The following is a 20765-nucleotide window of genomic DNA, read 5'->3' on the forward strand; positions in this document are numbered from 1 at the left end:
TTAATGTGAACGGTGTTGATCTTATTACTTATGAACCACTAGGTGGGCAAAATGAAAATGATCGAAGGCATGTAATCCATCTTCCCTGTCCGCAAAATACCATTCTTCAATATTTGCCGGAGAGAGATTTTCATAGACTAACATATTGCAATCTTGGATCTCACGGTCTAGTTCAAAAGGGTCAAAGCCAGTGATGATTGGCTCACCAGTATGGGCTGTAATTTGTCGCATTTGTGTGAGTTTTTTTGAGGCCGTTTTTTCATTAAACGCGGTATCATCGAGGTAATCAAAGATGAAAGAACTTCCGTTAACGGATAAATCGGAAATAGTAGAAAGAAGCTGATAAAAGTTATTTTTCTCCAAGTACATCCCTACGCCTAATAGACTAAAAAAAGAAAGCTTTTGTTTATCAAAACCGTTCTTCATTAACTCCTTACTTATCGACTGAGTCTTAAAATCAACAGGAACAAATTTTACATTATCAGGAATCTCAATCCCCTTTTCGTGAAGGCGACTGATTTTAAATGCTTGGGTGGCAGGATGGTCAACTTCATAAATAGTAAAATCGTTTGGGAGATTTTCTTGTCTTAAGGAAAAAGTGTCTAGACCTGCTCCTAAAATGACATATTGTCTTACACCTCGCTGGATAGCTGACAAAAGGCCATCCTCTGCGTATCGGGCCCTGCTGACTAACTGTGGAATCGTTTGGGTGTTCATGACCCAATTTAATCTTTCTTCAAAGGTAGCTAATGTTTCACTTTTCTCCTGATCAAAAAATGCAATTGCCTTGGCCCAGTTCGTGGAAATGAGCTGTTTTTCTTCCTCTAATAAAAGAGAATTGGCCATAAAGTCATTAAAAATGGGCTTCCTGCTTTTTGTTGCATGATATCCTCTGGCAAAGCAACTCACAACTGCTGTTACACTTTCCTGGCTTTTTTCCAAGCAAACTCCCCCTTAAAAATAGAAAAAACTCCCAACAACAATCTGCTAGGAGTTTATTTTATGAAAAATATATGTATCTGTCAATAAATAAATATTTTAACACATTGATTATAAAAAGTCAATATAAATATTAAAAATAATTACTTGATGCCATATACCATATTTTGTTAAATAGCTGCACATAGGAACCGTCGCCGAGAGATCTTAAAGCCTTTTCTCCTGCAAACTAAGGATCGTTTAGTTAGGTTTTTATGTTTTTTCTTTAAAAAACATTTAAAAAGATTCTATTTATTTTGATCTGTAGGTGATTCAATTTCTGCTTGACCTAAAATTCTTATGAATTCTATACTAGCATTTCCTGTTGAATACCCATGCCCATTTAAAGAACTATTTAAAATGATCTCTTTACCTGTTTTATCATAGGGAAACCAACCAAAATACACTTCATCAGCAGGAAAGTAATGATTGGTAAATGGCACCGAAGTATTCGGCGATGCTACTTTAATGTTGGAATTTATTAAGGTTACCCAATCATCCGGCAGTTTTAATGAACCATAGAAATTCTCCTCCAGATTCACCTTCTTCACCATTTGAATTCTGGGGTTATACCTTTCAACCCCATTACTGCTTTGGAATCTTCTTTCTCTTATAAAATAGAAATTCAAATAGTTGGCGCGATCCTCAGGGTTAATGTTCCACAGCAAACGAAATGTGGATGGATCATCGCTATCAATCTTCCAAATATTCGGTTCCCCATTTGTATTGATGGAAACAACCTGCCATTTACGCATTTTCCATTCCCAATAACTAACCCCATATTTTTCTTCTTCAGAAATAAATGGAACAAATACATGCTGTTTATCGATGTGAATTGTTTCTTGGATCATGCTGGCCTCTGCTTCTGGAAGAATATAATTAATCTCCTTTATCAGTTGGTCATTTTTTGGAAATGCCGTAGGTGTTGAAAAGTAGTACCAATTAATCACAAATACTAATAGGACAAGGACAAGTGAACCTAACAGTGTAAAGAGCCAGACCCTTTTTTTCTTCAACATTATTCCCCTCCTTTTAGGACAGACTCATCGGAGCGAAAATAAAGCTGTTTTTCCGATGTAGTGACCAATAGCCCTTTTCCATCCTCTTCAATATAAATAATTGCCTCTACTTGGCTCCCCCATTTAGAGGAAGTTCCAATGAGTTGATAGGGAAAACGCTCATTTTTGATCGGTCCTTCTCCGCTGTTCTCCACTTCTGAATACCACTGGACGCCATGGTTTGGCTCTGGCTTCATACTCTGTACTTGATTAAATAGATGGTCTTTATCCAGCGAGCGGTTCAGTGCTGATGGATGAATATTTATAATTGATGGCTGATCTATGGTTGAGATGTACGTTGATAGGTCATTTTTAGGATAAATCAGATGTTGAGTTGGTACCGCGATTAACGTGACAGCCAAGAATATATAATTGGCAAAAAAGCCACACCACGCAAAAGTTCGATATCTTTCCCAGCGCCCTTCCTTTCCCTTTAAAATCCAATACAAAATCCAAACACCAAGTGGTAAGATTGAGAACTTGATGACTGTATCAAATAAAGGCACATTGAGTGAAAAAGAAAACAAGCCAACAAATAAACTAACGAGAACTTTCCAGACCTTTGGTTTTACAGTCTGTTTTTTATATAAACGGTAGGCGATTAATCCAATCGTGACCCATGCTAAAGTTACAGTTATGATCGAAATGAGATTAAACGAAAAATCATAAGAAATGTTCATTTTCCCCCTCCTGTTTTATTAACCACAATTAATCAATCGTTTGATTAGTTTTTTCCAACTTAGTTAGAAAGCCTTTTCTACCAAGGCCTTTACCTCATTTAATCAATCGTTTGATTAGTTTTTTCCAACTTAGTTAGTAAGCCTTCTCTACCAAGACCTTTACCTCATTTAATCAAACGTTTGATTAGTTTTTTGTGCGTATGTATTTAGTAAGCTTATGTTATTTTCCAACTCTCTTGTTTCCCCTTAGATAGTTTAATAGATCAATTATTCAATTCATCCTTGCCTCCAATCAAAATCTCTTTCTATTTATGTTCAGATTAACATGATTTTCCATTTTACTATAGAGTTTTTCAAACAATTTATTGGCTCCTTCCTATAGCTAACCGCGGCGTTCACAAAAATTTCATTCCAGTCCACACAAGCAAGCAGTTATCATATTTTCATTGTTTCTCACCTTGCACTATAATAAGAAGTGAGGTGAGCATATGGCACGGGGACGTAAATTCTCGACAGATGATTTATTTCAAGCAGCAAAGCAGCTTCTTCTTGAACACGGCTATGAGGGATTTACTTTTAGTCTGTTAGCCGAACAGTTAAAAATCTCTAGAGGTGCTATTTATAAGTACTATGATAATAAAGAAGAGCTGATCACAGATTATATGCTTTATGAAATGAATCTTTTTCTTTCGGAGTTAAAGGAAATTGAATTACACAAAGGTTTCGAAGCACAATTTGACTTCTTATTAGATCTTATTTTTAAAAATTCGACCATTCCGCACATGATTGAAGTAGGACGCCGCATTCCAGTCAGTGAAAACAAAAAAGCAAAGGAGAATATTGACAGGCTTGAGAGACTACATTTAGTTATGTATCAATCTTTACAAAACTTTATCACTTTAGGAAGGCAAGAAAAGAAACTGCACGCCGCTATTCCCGACCCGTTAATATTAGGATTTATTTTTCAATCGATTATGATTCCCAATCACTTTGGCATCCCTCAATCAGACTGGATCCAATCCATCAAAGAGGTTATTCGTCATGGAGTGTTAGCATTTGAATAATTGACACTAGTGTTACTTTAAAAGATAATGAAGGTAACAAAAGTGTCATTAAAACTATTAAAAGTGACACTTTTGTCACTTTAATTTCAGTAATGAAAGGAGTAAATCATGAAAACACTGCTACAGGCTATAACCGATCGGGTAACAACCAAAAAAGGAATGTGGATTACACTCGCTGCTTGGCTTATTGTTACGATGCTGTTGGCTGTTTTCGCCCCTAGCGTTAGAGATTATGAGGTTTCTAAGATTGATACCTTACCTGCTAATGCAAAATCAGTCGTGGCCCAAGCAAAGGTGGATCAATATTTTCAAGATAATGAAGGGATTCCAGCCATCTTAGTCTTCCAAGCTAATAAAGGGGAAGTCGAATTTGCGGATCTCGCTAAGGTTTTAGATCAAGTCGAAAGTAAACATATTAAAGGCACACAGCAGGTTGTTCCTTTATCAGCCTTGCCGCCACAAGCCGCTGCGGGATTCTTCTCCGCTGACAAGACGACGGCACTAATCCCATTAACGTTTGACTCTTCCTTAGAAACAAAAGAAATGAAACAATCCATTCAAGAAATTTCTAAGATTGTGAAAGAGTCCTCTGATTTAAAGCTATATGTGACAGGCCCTGCCGGAATTGCGACGGATACCCTTGACCTTTTTTCCAGAGCAGATTTTGTTCTTATTTTTTCAACCATCGGTTTAATCCTTATTCTATTAATCGTCATTTATCGTTCGCCATTATTAGCGCTGATTCCGCTGCTTGCCGCTGTCTTCGTTTATGAAGTCGTGACGCAGACACTTGGATTAATGGGAAAAGCGGGACTAGAAATGAGCAGTCAAACAGTTTCGATTATGTCCATTCTCTTATTTGCCGCCGTGATTGATTATTCTTTATTTGTCTTTTCACGGTACCGCGAGGAGCTTAAAGCTCATGAAAGTAAATATGATGCTATGCACGCTGCCATGCGAGAAACTGGTATGCCTGTTTTCTTTTCAGGGGGCACCGTATTAGCCGCCATGCTGGTTTTATTTTTTGCACAATTTGGCGACTATCGTAACTTTGCTCCAACCTTTGCCACTACGATGGTCATTATTATGGTGGCATCGATTACCCTTGTCCCTGCTTTATTTACCTTGTTTGGCAGAAAGGCCTTCTGGCCAAAAGTTCCACGGGTGGGAGACCAAGCCCTCAATCAACATTCTCTTTGGAGCAAGGTCGGCCGTTTTGTAGCCAAAAAGCCAGGCCTTTCCGTTGGTGTCATCGGATTATTACTTCTTTTAGCAGCAAGTAATATGTTCAATCTAAAATATGAATTTGATACGATGAAGTCTTTTCCTAAAGATATGCCTTCACGCCAAGGCTATGAAATTTTAGGAGAAAAATTTGATAAGGGTGACCTTGCCCCAACAACCATTCTTCTGGAATCGTCTACTGCCATTACGCAGGAACAACAAGCGAAGTTACAAGCGGTCCTTTCTAAGCAGCCGCTTGTCAGCAATGTTCGAGTCAACGGGATAACAGAGGATCGAAAGGTGATTAATTACAGCCTTACTTTTAAAGGCAATCCATATTCAGTCGAGACAATAGACGCCATGGAAAAAATCATTAACAAAGCCGAAAAGATAACCGCCGATAGCGGCCTTGACGGAAAGCTGTATTTCGCGGGGGAAACTGCCACAAAAGTAGATGATCGCGCTGTTAATAATCGAGATGTCATTGTGATTGTATTGCTGGAGACGATTTTAATTTTTGGAATGTTAATCATTCTGACTAAATCTATTAAAATGCCAATCTACATGATGGGTACGATCTTAATCTCATTCCTTGCTGCGCTAGGGTTAGGCATGTTCTTAAGTAACCTGTTCTTTGATATCGACACCATCAGTGACCGTGTGCCGCTTTATTCGTTTGTCTTCCTTGTTGCATTAGGGATTGACTATAATATTATGTTAATCTCAAGGTTCCAAGAAGAACGGAAAACACATTCTGTTAAAAAAGCAGTCGAAATTGCTGTTGCCAATACAGGCGGTGTCATCTCATCCGCGGGAATTATCCTTGCTGCAACCTTCGCCGTCTTAATGACACAGCCCATCCAATTACTGTTTGTGTTTGGCTTCATTGTCGCAATCGGAATCTTGCTTGATACATTCTTAATCAGAGGAATCCTATTGCCTGGATTAATCGTTTTATTTGAAAAGGACAAAGCGGTTAGTGAAAGTAAATAAGCTTCTAGGCATTATTCAGAAGTCGATTTGCATAAAATAAAAACGAGGATGTCTCAAAAAAGTCTGACCTAACGGTTTACACACTGAGATTAACAAATAAAAAGATAGTTTGTCCTTTTTTGTGGGATACTAAAAAGGACAAAACAATACGTTTGTAGACTTACTTGCGGAAATTTTCATATTATTATGCTAGTATTGTTTTTAGAAATAAATTATTGGAGGTCATAAAATGGTTCTACCTAACTTTGAAGAAAATCTACATAAATACGCAAAACTTTTAACAGCGAAAGGAATTAATGTTCAACCTGGTGATTGGGTAAAAATGACGATTACCGTTGATCAAGCTCCTTTAGCTCGTTTAATCACCAAAGAAGCTTATGGGTTAGGTGCGGAAAAAGTAATCGTTAAGTGGGCTGATGATGAAATTAGCAAAATGCATTACTTGAATCAACCCGTAGAAGTGTTAACTGACATTCCTGACTACGAAATTCAAGAATCTGAAGACCATGTATTAAATCATCGCGTTAGTCGTCTTTCGATTGTATCAAGTGATCCAGGCTTACTAAATGAAGTCGATCCTGCTAAAATTGCTGCCTATCAAAATGTTGCCGGTAAAGCGTTTAAAGCACAGCGCATTGCCACACAAAATGATGATTTGAAATGGACTGTTGCAGCAGCTGCTGGTGCAGGCTGGGCTGCAACAGTATTCCCTGACTTGAAAACGTCTGAAGAACAAGTTGATGCCTTATGGGATCAAATCTTCAAAACCTGCCGTGTCTATGCAGAGGATCCCGTAGCAGCCTGGGATGAGCATAAACAAACGTTAAATGAAAAAGCTGAGAAATTAAATGAAATCCAATTTGATGCATTGCACTACACTGCACCGGGCACGGATTTAACTTTAGGCTTACCTAAGAACCATATTTGGGCATGTGCCGAAAGTGTTAATCCAAAAGGTGAAGAATTTATTGCCAACATGCCTACAGAAGAAGTTTTCACCGCTCCTGATACCCATCGCATGGATGGTGTGGTCCGCAGCACAAAACCACTTAGCTATGCCGGCACGTTAATTGAAGGCATTGAAGTGCACTTTAAAGACGGAAAAATCGTTGATATCTCTGCTGAAAAGGGAGACGAAACGATTAAGAAATTGGTATTCGATAATGAGGGCGGTACTGGTTTAGGTGAAGTTGCCCTTGTTCCAGATCCATCTCCTATTTCTCAATCTGGTATCACCTTCTTTACGACTCTATATGACGAAAATGCCTCCAATCACTTAGCAATCGGAGCTGCATATCCAACCACGATTCAAGGTGGGACAAAAATGAGCCAAGAAGAATTATTACAACACGGCATGAACACTTCTACTGTTCACGTTGACTTCATGATCGGTTCTGACAAGATGGACATTGACGGCATCAAACAAGATGGCACGATTGTTCCAATCTTCCGCAATGGCGATTGGGCATTTTAAACAATTAAAAAAGGGGTCAGACCCCCACCGCTTTATCGCGGTGGAGGGCTGACTCCTTTTTTCTTTCTATATAGGTACAACAATATCTTTTGTATCTACTAACATTAACTATAAAATATGAATTGGTTTCTGGTTGTTTTCGCCCTATATAAAGCTTGATCCGCATGTTTAATTAATCTTTTGCTACTAGTTCCATCCTGAGGAAAGAGCGAAATACCAATACTTGCAGTTGTTTCAATATTATGTCCCTTAATTTGGTATGGCTGCTGAAGTGTTTCATATAACCTCTCTGCAATACGTGAAACACTCTGGGCGTTATTAATATTGTTAATTAATAATAAGAATTCATCCCCGCCTATACGACAAAGGATACTATTTTCTCGAACATTGTTCACTAGTCTATTTGCAAACTGTTTAAGTAGTTCATCTCCTATTTCATGTCCGAGTGAATCATTTACGTCCTTGAACTTATCCAAATCGATATACATTACCGCAAGTTGCTCATCCGTCATACTTGCATACTCAATTGATTGATCCATAATATCGATGAAGCTTCGTCTGTTTCTGAGTCCTGTTAGGGGGTCATGGAAAGCCATATGTTCTAACTGTATTTCATATTTTTTACTGTCAGATATATCTCGAAATTGAATTTGCATGACCGATTCGCCATTATAAACAATCGGTATCGCTGTTATCTCCACGAAAAACATCTTATAATCAAAGCGAAGAATTTTTTCTACGATTGGAATCGGTTTGATTCCATCGTTTTGTTCCATCATCTTCGCTAATCTTTGTTCAATGCTCTTTTTATTTTCCGAATAGATAAACTTCCAAATCGGTTTCCCAATCAAGCTATTGGCATTGTCTTGTCCTAAAAACTTGATTCCCTCCCTGTTTACAAACACAATATGGTCGTTATTTTGAACAATAATAGCATCAGGTAAAAATTCGACCAGTTTACGATAACAGTCTTCACTTTCCTTGAGTCGCCTATTTATTTTCATTTGTTCTGTGAAGTCCTTATATATAACCACTGCAAGAGCCTTACCCTTATTAATAGCACGGTAAGTTGCTAAGATGTCCAGGACTTCCCCATCTTTGCTTTTTCTTTTTGTAACACAATAACTTATATTCTCTCCTCTTTTTAACTTATTTAAGAATGCCTTATGTTGTTCTCTAGTGATGTTAATTAAGAAGGGTGGCAGTGTAACCCCTTTAATTTCTTCAATTCTCCAGCCCAGAATATCAGTAAACGTTGGATTAGCCTGAAGAACATCTCCATCTTGGCCAATAATAAAAATGGCATCATTGGTATGTTCCCAGATGAGTTCAAACGCTTCATCTTCTATTTTTGTTATTTTTTCCATAATCCTAGTCATTCACGTCCATTCTATTTCTATCAATCTAGAAGTTAATATATTATAACTGTACCTAATTAATCACAGTGGATTTTTCGGAATGCCATTTTGATTCTAAAAGTGACAGCACGTATTAAAAAGAGCTAATCAAAAAATCGATTAGCTCTCTGTATAGCATTCATTCATTGGTTACCTTTTGTAATGCTCTTAGAATCCCTATCAAATTTGACGCTCTCATGTTTTTCTTTGGTAAATAAGGATAATCGATTAAGCTTTATTGGAAGAACCGAATTCACGTATTTTACCAATTACGGTTTGTTTAATTGTTTCACGTGCTGGTCCTAAATATTTGCGTGGATCATACATATCTGGATTAGCAGCTAGTACTTCTCGTATCGTTTTAACAGATGCAATTTGGTTCTCTGTGTTCACATTGATTTTGGCTGTTCCTAAAGAAATCGCCTTTTGGATGTCTTTAGTTGGGATACCTGTTCCCCCATGAAGCACTAGTGGTACACCTGTTAGGTTCCGGATTTCCTCCATTTCAACAAAACCTAGGTTTGGTTCCCCTTTGTATGGACCGTGCACAGATCCCAAAGCAGGCGCTAAGAAATCTATACCTGTACGTTTTACAAGTGCCTCACATTCTTTCGCATCAGCATAAATCACACCGTCCGCGACAACATCATCCTCTTGCCCGCCAACAGTACCTAATTCTGCTTCAACAGATACACCTTTGGCATGTGCATATTCAACCACCTTTGAGGTAATCGCGATATTTTCCTCAAAGGGATGGTGAGAAGCATCAATCATGACTGAAGTGAAGCCCGCATCAATAGCACTTTTACAATTTTCAAAGGTTGATCCATGGTCCAAGTGTATAGCCACTGGAACTGTTATTTTGTATGATTCAAGCAGACCTTCAATCATTTTTACAACAGCTATATATCCACCCATATACTTCCCTGCACCTTCAGAAACTCCCAAGATAACTGGTGATTTTTCTTCTTCGGCAGCTTGTAGAATTGCTTGAGTGAATTCCAGATTATTTATGTTAAATTGACCTACCGCATAACCCTCTGATTTAGCTTTATTCAACATTTCTTTCATTGTCACTAAAGACATCTTACTTCCCCCTTTGTTAAAATCGATCACTCTTTCAAAGCTTTCCTTCATTCATTTCATGCCTATCCCTCTTAGGTTTTGATGATCTAAGATACATAGGCTATCCCCTTATAAGAACATGATGTTTAATTATTTGTTTTCACCCATTTTTTTTGAAAATTGGCGATTGCTCCGTATTCATTTTCAAGAACGCGAGAGATACGAATATAAATAGCTATTAAATCCCCGTAAATTTCTACGTTCTCCTTAATAGGTTGGTGGGCATGTGTAGAGCCGACCCATTCGGATATGATAGAGAAGTCATCAATCTGTCCGAGTGCATACATTCCAAGAACAATAGCACCTAAACAAGAACTTTCGAAGCTTTCCGGAACGCTTACTTCTTGATTAAAAATATCAGCCATCATTTGGCGCCATAGCTCAGACCTCGCAAATCCACCTGTTGCTTGGATTTTTCTTGGTTCACCAATCATCTCTTGAAGTGCCAACATCACCGTATAAAGATTTAAAATAACGCCTTCCAATACGGCACGAACCATATGTTCTTTTTTGTGGTGAAGACCAAGTCCAAAAAAGGAACCTCTTGCATTGGCATTCCAAAGAGGTGCGCGCTCTCCGGCTAAATAAGGATGGAAAAGCAGTCCATCTGAACCTGGAGAAACACGCGAAGCTATTTTTGTTAATACATCGTATGGATCGATGCCAAGGCGTTTGGCTGTTTCGACTTCAGCTGAAGCCAGTTCATCACGAACCCATCTAAATGTCATACCACCATTATTAACGGGACCGCCAACCACCCAATGATTTTCTGTTAATGCATAACAGAAAATCCTTCCTTTTGGATCAGTTACAGGTTTATCTGTAACGGTTCGAATGGCGCCACTTGTTCCAATCGTTACAGCGACAACGCCTGGATCAATGGCATTAACTCCTAAGTTTGATAGGACACCGTCACTAGCCCCAATAATGAATGGAATATTAGACGCAATTCCTAGTTCATCTGCATATTCTTGCTTTAACCCTGTTATATAAAAAGTTGTAGGGACTGGCTCAGATAACTGCTTCTCCGTAATTCCGGCAACCTCTAACGCTTCTTTATCCCAATTCAATTGCTGCAAATTAAACAAACCAGTTGCGGAAGCAATAGAATAGTCAACAATGTATTTATCAAAGAGTTTATAAAAGATATACTCTTTGATGCCTATGAATTTATTCGTTTTATTAAAGATCTCAGGATGATCTGTCCGAAGCCAAGCAATTTTTGCAAGTGGTGACATCGGATGGATTGGAGTACCAGTTCTTTTATAAATTTCAATTCCATTCAGTTCATTTTTTATTTTTTCAGCCCATTCTGTAGCACGACTATCTGCCCAAGTAATGCAGCGAGTTAAGGGTTTTCCGCTTTCATCCATAGGAATGACGCTATGCATGGCTGAACTGAAAGAAACAAGTTGTAAATTAGTTGGACTAATCTTTCCTTTTTTTATAGCAACTTTTATCGTTTCCTTAACAGCTCGGAATATTTCTTCCGGATCTTGTTCCGCAATCGAAGGTGCTGGGCTATAAAGGGGATATTCCGTATGGTGCATGCTTATAACGGTTCCTTTATCACCAAATAAAACTGCTTTTGTACTTGTTGTTCCAATATCAACGCCTAAGTAAAAGGATGAATGCTCCATAGAATAATCATTATCCCTTCCAAAATATTTATTGAAAATTTCTTGCTGTTTTTTTACTCACAAATTAAACAAACATATTCAGAATTAATGCGCCGGCGAAAGCAGCAAATGATAAAAGCGTTTCTAATGCAGTCCATGTTTTAAATGTTTCATTAATCGATAATCCTAAGTATTCCTTAACCATCCAAAATCCAGCGTCATTAACATGCGAAAACATGAGCGATCCCGCACCTGTTACAATGACGAGTAATTCTAAGTTTACACCAGACATATTGGCAATAATTGGTGAAACAATTCCAGCGGCAGTTGTTAAGGCGACTGTAGCCGAACCTGTCGCGATCCGAATAAGACCAGCGATTAGAAAGGCTAAAACAAGTGGAGACAAAGATAAACTTTCAGACATGCTACCAATTGTTGATCCTACACCACTATCAATTAAAATTTGTTTGAATCCCCCGCCAGCACCTACAATTAAAATAATAGAACCAACTGGAAGGATACACTCCTCAACGAATTTCTTAATCACATTTTTATTCATTCCTTGACGGAAACCGAGAAGATAAAAAGCAATAAAACAAGAAATGAGCAGTGCAATAAGCGGACTACCAATAAATGCAAGAAATTTTTTTGCACTTGATGACATTGGTATGAACGGTGCAGCAGTGCCTAATAACATTAAAATAACAGGCATTAAAATGGATAAGAATGAAACCCCAGCACTTGGTACAGAAATTGAATTTGTTGATTCCTCTACTTTAACAAGTTCTGGTTTTCCTTCTGGAATCACTCGCTTGTTAAGCCACTTTGCAAATAAAGGGCCACCAATGATTCCAGCAGGAATGGCGATAATCAAAGAATATATTAACACTATTCCAAGATCAGCACCGTAAATACCAATCGCAGCGACTGCACCTGGATGCGGCGGGACAAGGCCATGTACAATCGATAAACCTGCTACAGCGGGTAATGCAATTAATAAGATATTTTGCTTCGTTGCTTTTTGAATAGAAATGACCAATGGTAATAAAATTAAGATGCCCACTTCAAAAAATACGGGAACTCCAATGATGAACCCAGAAATAAACATCGCCCATGGTAACCTTTTTTCACCGAAAATCTTTACAAAGAAATTTGCTATTTGCAAACCTGCGCCAGATTCGGAAAGCATTTTTCCTAAAATCGTTCCTAATGCTAAAATACCTACTAAATGACCTAAAGTCCCACCGACTCCCGTCTCATACGCAGTTACTATTTTATCCCAAGACATACCCGACATAATCGCTAAAAATAAACTTGCAATGGTTAAACTAATAAAGGCATGCCATTTAAACCAAGAAACACCTAATATAACAATTACAATGGATAAAAGTGTAATAATTAACAGATATGCATTCATAAAAAGATACACCTCTCCTACTAGTAAAAGTAAACTCTACGATGCTATTTTGTTAACCGTTTTAACAAAGCCTCTTTTTCCGCTTCATAGCCAGGTTTGCCAAGTAAAGCAAACATGTTTTTCTTATATGTTTCAACACCAGGTTGATCAAATGGATTTACCCCCATGAGTAAGCCGCTGATACCACATGCTTTTTCAAAGAAATAAACCATTTCGCCGAATGTATATTCAGTTAATTCATCTAATTCTACAACCATGTTTGGTACGCCGCCGTCAACATGTGCCAACACGGTTCCTTGGAAGGCATTTTTATTAACTTCATCCATGGTCTTACCGGCCAGGAAGTTTAAGCCATCTAAATTCGCTGCATCTTCTTGAATCGTTAATTCTACTTTCGGTTTGGACACTTGAACAACCGTTTCGATCAAATCACGACGGCCTTCTTGCACATATTGTCCCATGGAGTGCAAGTCGGTTGAAAAATCAACGGAAGCTGGGAATAGTCCTTTATGATCTTTTCCTTCACTTTCCCCAAAAAGCTGTTTCCACCATTCTGATACATAATGAAGTGCAGGCTCATAGTTAACGAGCAATTCGATGCTTTTTCCCTTACGGTACAAGGCATTACGAACCGCCGCGTATTGATAGCTTTGATTGGTTGCAAGATCATCATGATTGTATCTGTCAGCTGCAGCTGCTGCACCTGCCATCATCTGATCAATATCCAAACCTGCCGCTGCGATTGGCAATAAACCAACTGCTGTAAGGACCGAGTATCTTCCCCCAACATCATCAGGAATAACAAATGTTTCAAACCCTTCTTCAGTGGCCAGTTGTTTTAATGCCCCTTTTTCTTTGTCGGTTGTAATGTAAATCCGCTTTTTCGCTTCTTCTTTCCCATATTTCTTTTCCAAATAATCGCGGAAAATACGGAAAGCGACAGCGGGTTCTGTTGTGGTACCTGATTTGGAAATCACGTTTATGGAAATATCTTTGCCTTCTAACATTTCTAATAAATGAGAAATGTAAGTTGAACTAATATTTTGACCAGCAAAATAGATTTGCGTATTGCCGCTCATTTGGTTATGGAATGAATGCGAAAGAGCTTCAATCGCTGCTCTTGCACCTAAATAAGATCCCCCAATTCCAATCACGATTAACGCATCCGAAGACTCTCGAATTTTTTTAGCCGCTTGCTTAATTCTTGAAAACTCTTCTTTATCATAGTCGTGCGGAAGGGTAACCCATCCTAAATAATCAGACCCTGGACCTTTTTTGTTATGTAGCATATCGTGCGCTGTTTTGACGAATTCGGAAAGGTTATCCACTTCACTTTGTTCCATAAATGGAAGTACGTTTGCATAATCAAAAGATATTGTCATTTTATCCATCCCTTTTTAGTGATTTTTCAGAACTTATTTAAAAAAATGGACGTTAGCGTATAATCGTATCCTTCATAACTGCTAACGCCCTTCCTTCCCTCTTAGTGTTTAGGTTCGACCCAATCTGCAGCAAATTTTTCAATTCCTTGATCGGTTAGTGGATGCTTAGCAAGCTGTTCAATAACTTTGTAAGGAATCGTCGCAATATGGGCACCTGCCATGGCCACACGTGTTACATGATCTGGGTGGCGAACAGAGGCTGCAATAATTTGAGCATCGAGGTTATGAATACGGAATAGCTCGGCAATTTTTGAGACAAGTAGAACACCATCTTCAGAAATGTCATCTAAACGACCTAAGAATGGTGATACATATGAAGCTCCAGCACGTGCTGCTAATAGTGCTTGGTTGACAGTGAAAATAAGGGTAACATTTACTTTCACACCTTTTTTCGCAAGGTACCGAGTTGTTTCTAAGCCAGCTAAATTCATTGGCACTTTAATGGTAATATTTTTATCGCCGCCATTGATTTTGATTAATTCATCTGCTTCTGCCATCATTTCTTCCGCTGTCAACGCATGTGGTGTTACCTCCGCAGATACCGATTCCACTTCTGGTACCGTATTTAAAATTTCTGCAATTCGGTCTTCAAATTTTACGCCTTCTTTGGCAACTAAGGATGGATTAGTGGTTACTCCTGATAAGATCCCTATTTTGTATGCCTTTTTAATTTCCTCAAGGTTTGCAGTGTCTATAAAAAATTTCATGTTTAATTACCTCCAATTATTTTGTGTTAATTTCCGAATGTGTTACTTATGCTTTTTCCACGGCATGTCCGCCAAATTGATTGCGTAAAGCCGCTACCACTTTCCCGTTAAAGGTATCTGTATCTAATGAACGATAGCGGGATAGTAATGAAAGAGCGATAACAGGTGTTGCTGTTTGCAAATCTAAAGCAGTCTCTAGTGTCCATTTTGCTTCACCAGATGAATGCATGACCCCTTTAATTCCATCAAGTTTTGGATCTTTAGAGAAGGCATTTTCTGTTAGTTCCATTAACCATGACCGAATAACGGATCCATTGTTCCAAACCTTGGCCACTTTTTCATAATCAAAGTCGAATTCGCTTTTTTCTAATACTTCAAACCCTTCGCCTATGGCAGCCATCATGCCATACTCAATGCCATTGTGAATCATTTTCAAGAAATGGCCGCTGCCAATTTTTCCGGCATATAGGTAGCCATTTTCTACTGCTGTATCACGGAAAAGCGGTTCAACGATCTGCCATGCTTCTTGATCGCCGCCGATCATGTAACATGCACCATTACGGGCACCTTCCATTCCACCTGAAGTTCCGGCATCCATATAATAGATTCCCATTTCTTTTAACTCATCATACCGGCGAATCGATTCTTTATAATGGGAATTCCCGGCTTCAATCACAACATCACCTTTTTCAAGCAATGGTTTGATCTCGCTAAGAACGGAATCCACTACAGTGTGCGGAACCATGATCCATAGAATTCTAGGTGTTTCTAATGATTGTACTAATTCCTCTAGATTCGATGTGGCATGGGCGCCTAGTTTATTCATTTCCTCTACAGCTTTTGGATTCAAATCATAAGCTACTACCGAATGATGGTGATCCAATAAATTTTGACCTAAGTTAAAGCCCATTTTTCCTAAACCGATTAATCCAACTTGCATCCTAATTCACTCCTAAAGATGTATTTGCCTACGTTGTTTTTATTGCTTTCTTCTATGTTATATAGAAGAAAGTTGATTTCCCCCTAATCATTTGGGCATCAAGTTTATCAAATGCCCCGCTTGCTTAGGCATTTAGTAATTTTTTCGCTGTTTGAACAACATTTTCAATCGTGAAACCAAATAATTCCATCACCGCTGCACCCGTTCCAGAGGCACCGAAGGTATCAATAGACATTATTTTTCCCTGCGGTCCAACATAGCGATCCCAACCAAGTGAGATCCCCATTTCTATAGACACACGTTTCGTCACTGCAGATGGAAGAACAGACTCCCTATAGCTCGCGGATTGATGATCGAATAGTTCCCAGCTTGGCATGGCGACTACACGTACCGATACTTCTTCTTTTTCCAGTTCAGCTTTTGCACCCACAGCAAGGGAAACTTCAGAACCAGTAGCAATAAAAATAAGATCAGGATTTTCATTTGTTTCTGTTAATACATAGGCCCCTTTTGATAGGTTCTCAAGATTGGCTTTCGTTTCTTCAAACACTGGAAGGTTTTGGCGGCTTAGAATTAAAGCTACTGGACCTGCTGTGTTTTGAAGGGCATATGCCCAGGCACTCGCTGTTTCATTTGCGTCTGATGGACGAATGACTGTAAGACCTGGAATCGAACGCAATGCCGTTAATTGTTCAACTGGTTCATGTGTTGGACCATCTTCTCCAACGGCAATTGAATCATGAGTAAATACATAGGTTACAGGCAGCTTTTGTAGGGCCGCTAACCGTATTGATGGACGAAGGTAATCACTAAACACAAAGAATGTACTTACAAATGGTTTCACACCACCATGCTGTGCCATTCCATTACCAGCTGCACCCATGGCATGCTCACGAACACCAAAATATACATTACGGCCTGCATAGGACTGGACGGCATATGCTGCTTCTCCTGTGATATCCGTCATGGTGGAGTGAGAAAGGTCAGCACTTCCGCCAAAGAGAGATGGGACGATTTTCACAAAATGATTGATGGCATTTCCACTAGCTACCCGAGTGGAAACTGCTTTTTCAGGATTAAAAGTTAAAATATCGTTCACATCAATTAATACTTTTCCTTCAATAGCATCAGCAAGTTCTTTCCCTAATTGTGGATAGGCCTCTTTGTATGCTTGAAATAATCCATTCCATTGTTCTTCAGCCTCAATACCTAATTGTTTTAAGGATTCAAAATGTGCCTTTACTTCTTCTGGGACATAAAAATCTTCTTCATAATCCCAGCCATAGGCTTTTTTCGTTGCCTTCGCTTCTTCTACTCCAAGAGGTGCACCATGTGCTTTATTTGTCCCCGCCACTTTTGGACTGCCATAACCGATAATGGTTCTTACTTCGATTAAAGTTGGCAGTTCTATATTCATTTTTGCTTCTGCAATGGCTTTTGAGATTTCTTCCACGTTGTTTCCATCTTCTACTCGCAGGTATTGCCAATGAACAGATTCTGCTCTCTTCTTAATATCTTCCGAAAAGGATAAATTTAATTCTCCGTCTAACGAAATATCATTTGAATCGTATAAAACCACCAGTTTGCCAAGTTTCATATGACCAGCCATGGACATGGCCTCATAAGAGATCCCTTCTGATAAATCACCATCCCCTACAATGGCGTAGGTATAGTGATCCATCACAGGGAATTTCTCTTTATTGAATTTCGCTGCTAAATGTGCCTCTGCCATTGCCATCCCTACTGCATTGGCAATCCCTTGTCCTAAGGGTCCAGTTGTGGCGTCCACACCATCTGTATGACCAAATTCTGGATGACCTGGTGTTTTACTGTTTAGCTTGCGAAAGCTTTTTAAATCATCAATCGTCACATCATAGCCAGCAAGATGAAGCAGGCTGTATAACATGCTTGAACCATGGCCAGCAGATAAAACAAAGCGGTCACGATTAAACCATTGGGCGTGCTGAGGGTTATGTTTTAAATGATTGGCCCATAAAGCATAGGCACTTGGTGCGGCCCCCATCGGCAGACCAGGATGACCGGAATTAGCTTGATTTATGGCATCTATTGATAAAGTACGAATTGTATTAACGGCTAAAGCTTCTACTGTTTTACTCATTTGTTGGAATCTCCTTTTGGACAATTTGTTATTGTGCTACCGATTCATTTATGAAATCAACGGAATCTTCATCCGCTTTTCTGCCGCCATCCAGCCACCAGTTGAATCCATCTTGATGAAGCAGCCGATTTGCTGCCTCTGGGCCGTTGGATCCTGCTAGGTAATGATAAAGCGGGATGTCGTTTTCTTTAAATGCATTTAGAATTGGCTGTACCCATTCCCATGACAATTCAACTTCTTTCCAGTGGGCAAAGAACGTGGAATCGCCGCGAAAAGCATCATAAATTAATCGTTCATAAGCCTCGGGTATGTCTGCTTGTTCGGTTGAAAAACTAATCTTTACAGGTTCAATTTTCCCATTGATTGGATTCCTGCTATTTATTTGTAAAGATACATTTTCATTTGGATTGATTTCAATAATCAAAAGATTTGGAGCCAATTTATTTGGGTTTCCAGTTTTTACTGAATTTTTGAATTCGATGACAATCCGAGTAGATTTTTCGGCCATTCTCTTTCCTGTTCGGATATAGAACGGTACCCCTTGCCAATAGGAATTATCAATCCAAAGACGCGCTGCTACAAAGGTATCATTTTGCGAAGAAGCCTCAATGCCGGGCTCATTTATATAGCCTGCCACTGGCTTGCCATTTATTTCTCCAGCACTATATTGAGCACGGATAATATCCTTGCTAATATTGTCTTTCTTTAACGGACGAACAGATTCTATCACTTTTCGCTTTTCATTTCGGATATCCTCTGGTCTAATGCTTTTCGGCATATGCATGGCCATCATCATTAAGATTTGCAGCATATGATTCTGGAACATATCTCGGATGGCCCCAGATTTATCATAATATCCAGCCCGCTCCTCTACCCCAACGATTTCACTCGCGGTAATTTGCACATTAGCAATATGCCGATTATTCAATAAAGTTTGCAGAACGGGATTCGAAAAGGCTAGTGACTCTAGATTTTGAATCATGGATTTACCAAGATAATGATCAATTCGATAGATTTCATCTTCTTCAAAGGCTTTGCTTAAGGTGGTATTTAGTTCACGAGCTGACTCTAAATCACGTCCGAATGGTTTTTCGATAATTAGTCGTTTCCAGCCAGCTGTGGAACCTAAACCACTTTCATTAATATTTAAAGCAATCGGGCCAAAAAATTCAGGTCCAACTGACAGGTAAAACATTCGATTTTCCGGTATTTTCAGTTCGCTTTCACGTTGTTTGACAACGTTTAGAAGTTTTCCGTAGTCCTCAACCTTTGTGGCATCGAGAACACTATATCGAAAGGCCGCTAAGAAATGATCCATTTTGTGGTGATCAATATCGGTCCGTCTTGAAAAGGTTCTTACCGATTGCTTCACATACTCTTGAAAATCCTTATCCGCCATATTACGTCTGCCCAACCCAATAATCGAAATGGGCTGTGCCAGTTTTTGATCAAGAAATAAATTAAACAAAGCAGGGAATATTTTTCGCTTTGCTAAATCCCCTGTTGCACCAAATAAAACAAAAGTCATTGCATCCATTTATGTTCCTCCTCCAGTAATAACAGCTGCACATCCTGATTCTTAGACACTCATCATATGGTGTTGTCCTTCAATAAAGCGAACGGACCTTGATTTTCCGTGAATAACAATCGAATGGGTGATTCCCAAATCCCCTTTATATTGGACACCTCTTAGGAGTTCACCATCTGTGACACCTGTTGCAACAAAATAAGCATCATCTCCCTTTACGATATCATCCATTAATAAAGCTTTATTAAAATCAGTTATCCCCATTTTTTTCAGGCGATTTTTTTCTAAATTTGATTGTGGGAGTAACTTTCCTTGAAAATCTCCACCTAAACTTTTCAATGCGGCTGCAGCCAAAACTCCCTCCGGTGCTCCACCCGAACCAAGCAAGAGATCGACACCAGAATGTTCAAATGCGGTATTGATGGCAGCTAATACATCACCTTCTTGGATGAGTTTCACCTTTGCCCCAGCATCACGAATCTCTTGGATTATTTTTTTATGTCTTTCACGATCCAAAATGGTGACAACCACATCTTCAACGTTTTTATTTTTTGCCTTTGCTACAGCTCTTAGATTTTCAATCACTGGTGCATTTATATCAATCACCCCAACAGCTTCAGGACCAACAGCGATTTTTTCCATATACATATCCGGTGCATGCAATAAATTCCCATGCTCTGCAACTGCGATCGTCGTGAGTGCATTCGATGTCCCCGCAGCGACAATATTTGTTCCCTCTAATGGGTCTACCGCAATATCAATTTCCGGCCCCTCACCAGTTCCCAATTGTTCGCCAATATATAACATCGGTGCCTCATCCATTTCACCTTCACCTATCACAACTGTCCCTGACATTTGGATGGCATTGAACATATCTCTCATTGCTTCGGTTGCTGCTCCGTCCGCTTCTTCTTTCTTCCCTCTTCCCGTCCATCTTCCCGCAGCTAAAGCTGCAGCTTCCGTTACTTTTACAAGCTCGATTGATAAATTGCTGTTCATG

The 20765-nt window shown here is 39.1% G+C and carries 16 protein-coding genes; 3 read left to right on the top strand and 13 right to left on the bottom strand.

From position 1 onward, the window contains the following. Positions 1-24: 24 nt before the first annotated feature. The 3 genes from AC3ANL_RS25380 to AC3ANL_RS25390 all read right to left on the bottom strand — a co-directional run bounded on the left by AC3ANL_RS25380 (position 25) and on the right by AC3ANL_RS25390 (position 2716). Positions 25-942: a class I SAM-dependent methyltransferase gene (locus tag AC3ANL_RS25380; RefSeq protein WP_488327054.1), complete on the bottom strand. Its 918-nt coding sequence runs from the start codon at positions 940-942 to the stop codon at positions 25-27. A gap of 284 nt (positions 943-1226) precedes the next feature. Further along, on the bottom strand, positions 1227-1997 hold the full coding sequence (locus AC3ANL_RS25385; protein ID WP_488327055.1) for a hypothetical protein: 771 nt from the start codon (positions 1995-1997) through the stop codon (positions 1227-1229). Next, on the bottom strand, positions 1997-2716 hold the full coding sequence (locus AC3ANL_RS25390) for a hypothetical protein (RefSeq protein WP_488327056.1): 720 nt from the start codon (positions 2714-2716) through the stop codon (positions 1997-1999). Before AC3ANL_RS25390 ends, AC3ANL_RS25385 begins: the two co-directional genes overlap by 1 nt. 488 nt (positions 2717-3204) lie before the next feature. On the opposite strand from AC3ANL_RS25390, the gene AC3ANL_RS25395 reads away from it, so the two are divergent. From AC3ANL_RS25395 to AC3ANL_RS25405, 3 genes are all read left to right on the top strand, one after another. Beyond that, on the top strand, positions 3205-3780 hold the full coding sequence (locus AC3ANL_RS25395; protein WP_488327057.1) for a TetR/AcrR family transcriptional regulator: 576 nt from the start codon (positions 3205-3207) through the stop codon (positions 3778-3780). 108 nt (positions 3781-3888) lie between these two features. Next, positions 3889-5997: an MMPL family transporter gene (locus AC3ANL_RS25400; protein ID WP_488327058.1), complete on the top strand. Its 2109-nt coding sequence runs from the start codon at positions 3889-3891 to the stop codon at positions 5995-5997. Between the two features lie 229 nt (positions 5998-6226). Further along, positions 6227-7471, top strand: a complete 1245-nt coding sequence (locus tag AC3ANL_RS25405) for an aminopeptidase (protein ID WP_488327059.1) — start codon at positions 6227-6229, stop codon at positions 7469-7471. Positions 7472-7575: 104 nt separating this feature from the next. Here the strand turns inward: AC3ANL_RS25405 and AC3ANL_RS25410 are convergent, their stop codons facing one another. From AC3ANL_RS25410 to glpX, 10 genes are all read right to left on the bottom strand, one after another. Beyond that, positions 7576-8850 (bottom strand): diguanylate cyclase domain-containing protein, encoded by a 1275-nt coding sequence (locus AC3ANL_RS25410; protein ID WP_488327060.1) that lies wholly within the window; start codon positions 8848-8850, stop codon positions 7576-7578. A gap of 246 nt (positions 8851-9096) precedes the next feature. Further along, complete coding sequence (locus tag AC3ANL_RS25415; protein ID WP_488327061.1) at positions 9097-9954, bottom strand: class II fructose-bisphosphate aldolase; 858 nt, start codon at positions 9952-9954, stop codon at positions 9097-9099. Between the two features lie 125 nt (positions 9955-10079). Continuing rightward, the gene (gene gntK / locus AC3ANL_RS25420) at positions 10080-11633 is read right to left on the bottom strand and encodes a gluconokinase (protein ID WP_488327062.1); all 1554 of its coding nucleotides are present in this window, start codon (positions 11631-11633) and stop codon (positions 10080-10082) included. A gap of 64 nt (positions 11634-11697) precedes the next feature. After that, positions 11698-13029 carry a GntP family permease gene (locus AC3ANL_RS25425; RefSeq protein ID WP_488327063.1) on the bottom strand — a complete coding sequence of 444 codons (1332 nt, stop codon included), beginning with the start codon at positions 13027-13029 and terminating at the stop codon, positions 11698-11700. A gap of 44 nt (positions 13030-13073) precedes the next feature. Then, entirely contained in the window at positions 13074-14411 is a 1338-nt protein-coding gene (locus tag AC3ANL_RS25430; RefSeq protein ID WP_488327064.1) for a glucose-6-phosphate isomerase, read from the bottom strand. Positions 14412-14512: 101 nt separating this feature from the next. Continuing rightward, the gene (gene fsa / locus AC3ANL_RS25435; protein ID WP_488327065.1) at positions 14513-15178 is read right to left on the bottom strand and encodes a fructose-6-phosphate aldolase; all 666 of its coding nucleotides are present in this window, start codon (positions 15176-15178) and stop codon (positions 14513-14515) included. A 46-nt stretch (positions 15179-15224) separates the two neighbouring features. Then, on the bottom strand, positions 15225-16118 hold the full coding sequence (gene gnd / locus AC3ANL_RS25440) for a phosphogluconate dehydrogenase (NAD(+)-dependent, decarboxylating) (RefSeq protein ID WP_488327066.1): 894 nt from the start codon (positions 16116-16118) through the stop codon (positions 15225-15227). A gap of 124 nt (positions 16119-16242) precedes the next feature. Beyond that, positions 16243-18237, bottom strand: coding sequence for a transketolase (tkt, locus tag AC3ANL_RS25445; RefSeq protein ID WP_488327067.1), 1995 nt, complete (start codon positions 18235-18237; stop codon positions 16243-16245). Positions 18238-18265: 28 nt separating this feature from the next. Next, a complete protein-coding gene (gene zwf / locus AC3ANL_RS25450) occupies positions 18266-19774 on the bottom strand; it encodes a glucose-6-phosphate dehydrogenase (protein WP_488327068.1) in 1509 nt (502 codons plus the stop codon). Between the two features lie 42 nt (positions 19775-19816). After that, the gene (gene glpX, locus AC3ANL_RS25455) at positions 19817-20764 is read right to left on the bottom strand and encodes a class II fructose-bisphosphatase (protein WP_488327069.1); all 948 of its coding nucleotides are present in this window, start codon (positions 20762-20764) and stop codon (positions 19817-19819) included. Position 20765: the final 1 nt, after the last annotated feature.

The organism is Neobacillus sp. DHD-1R (genome assembly GCF_057747995.1).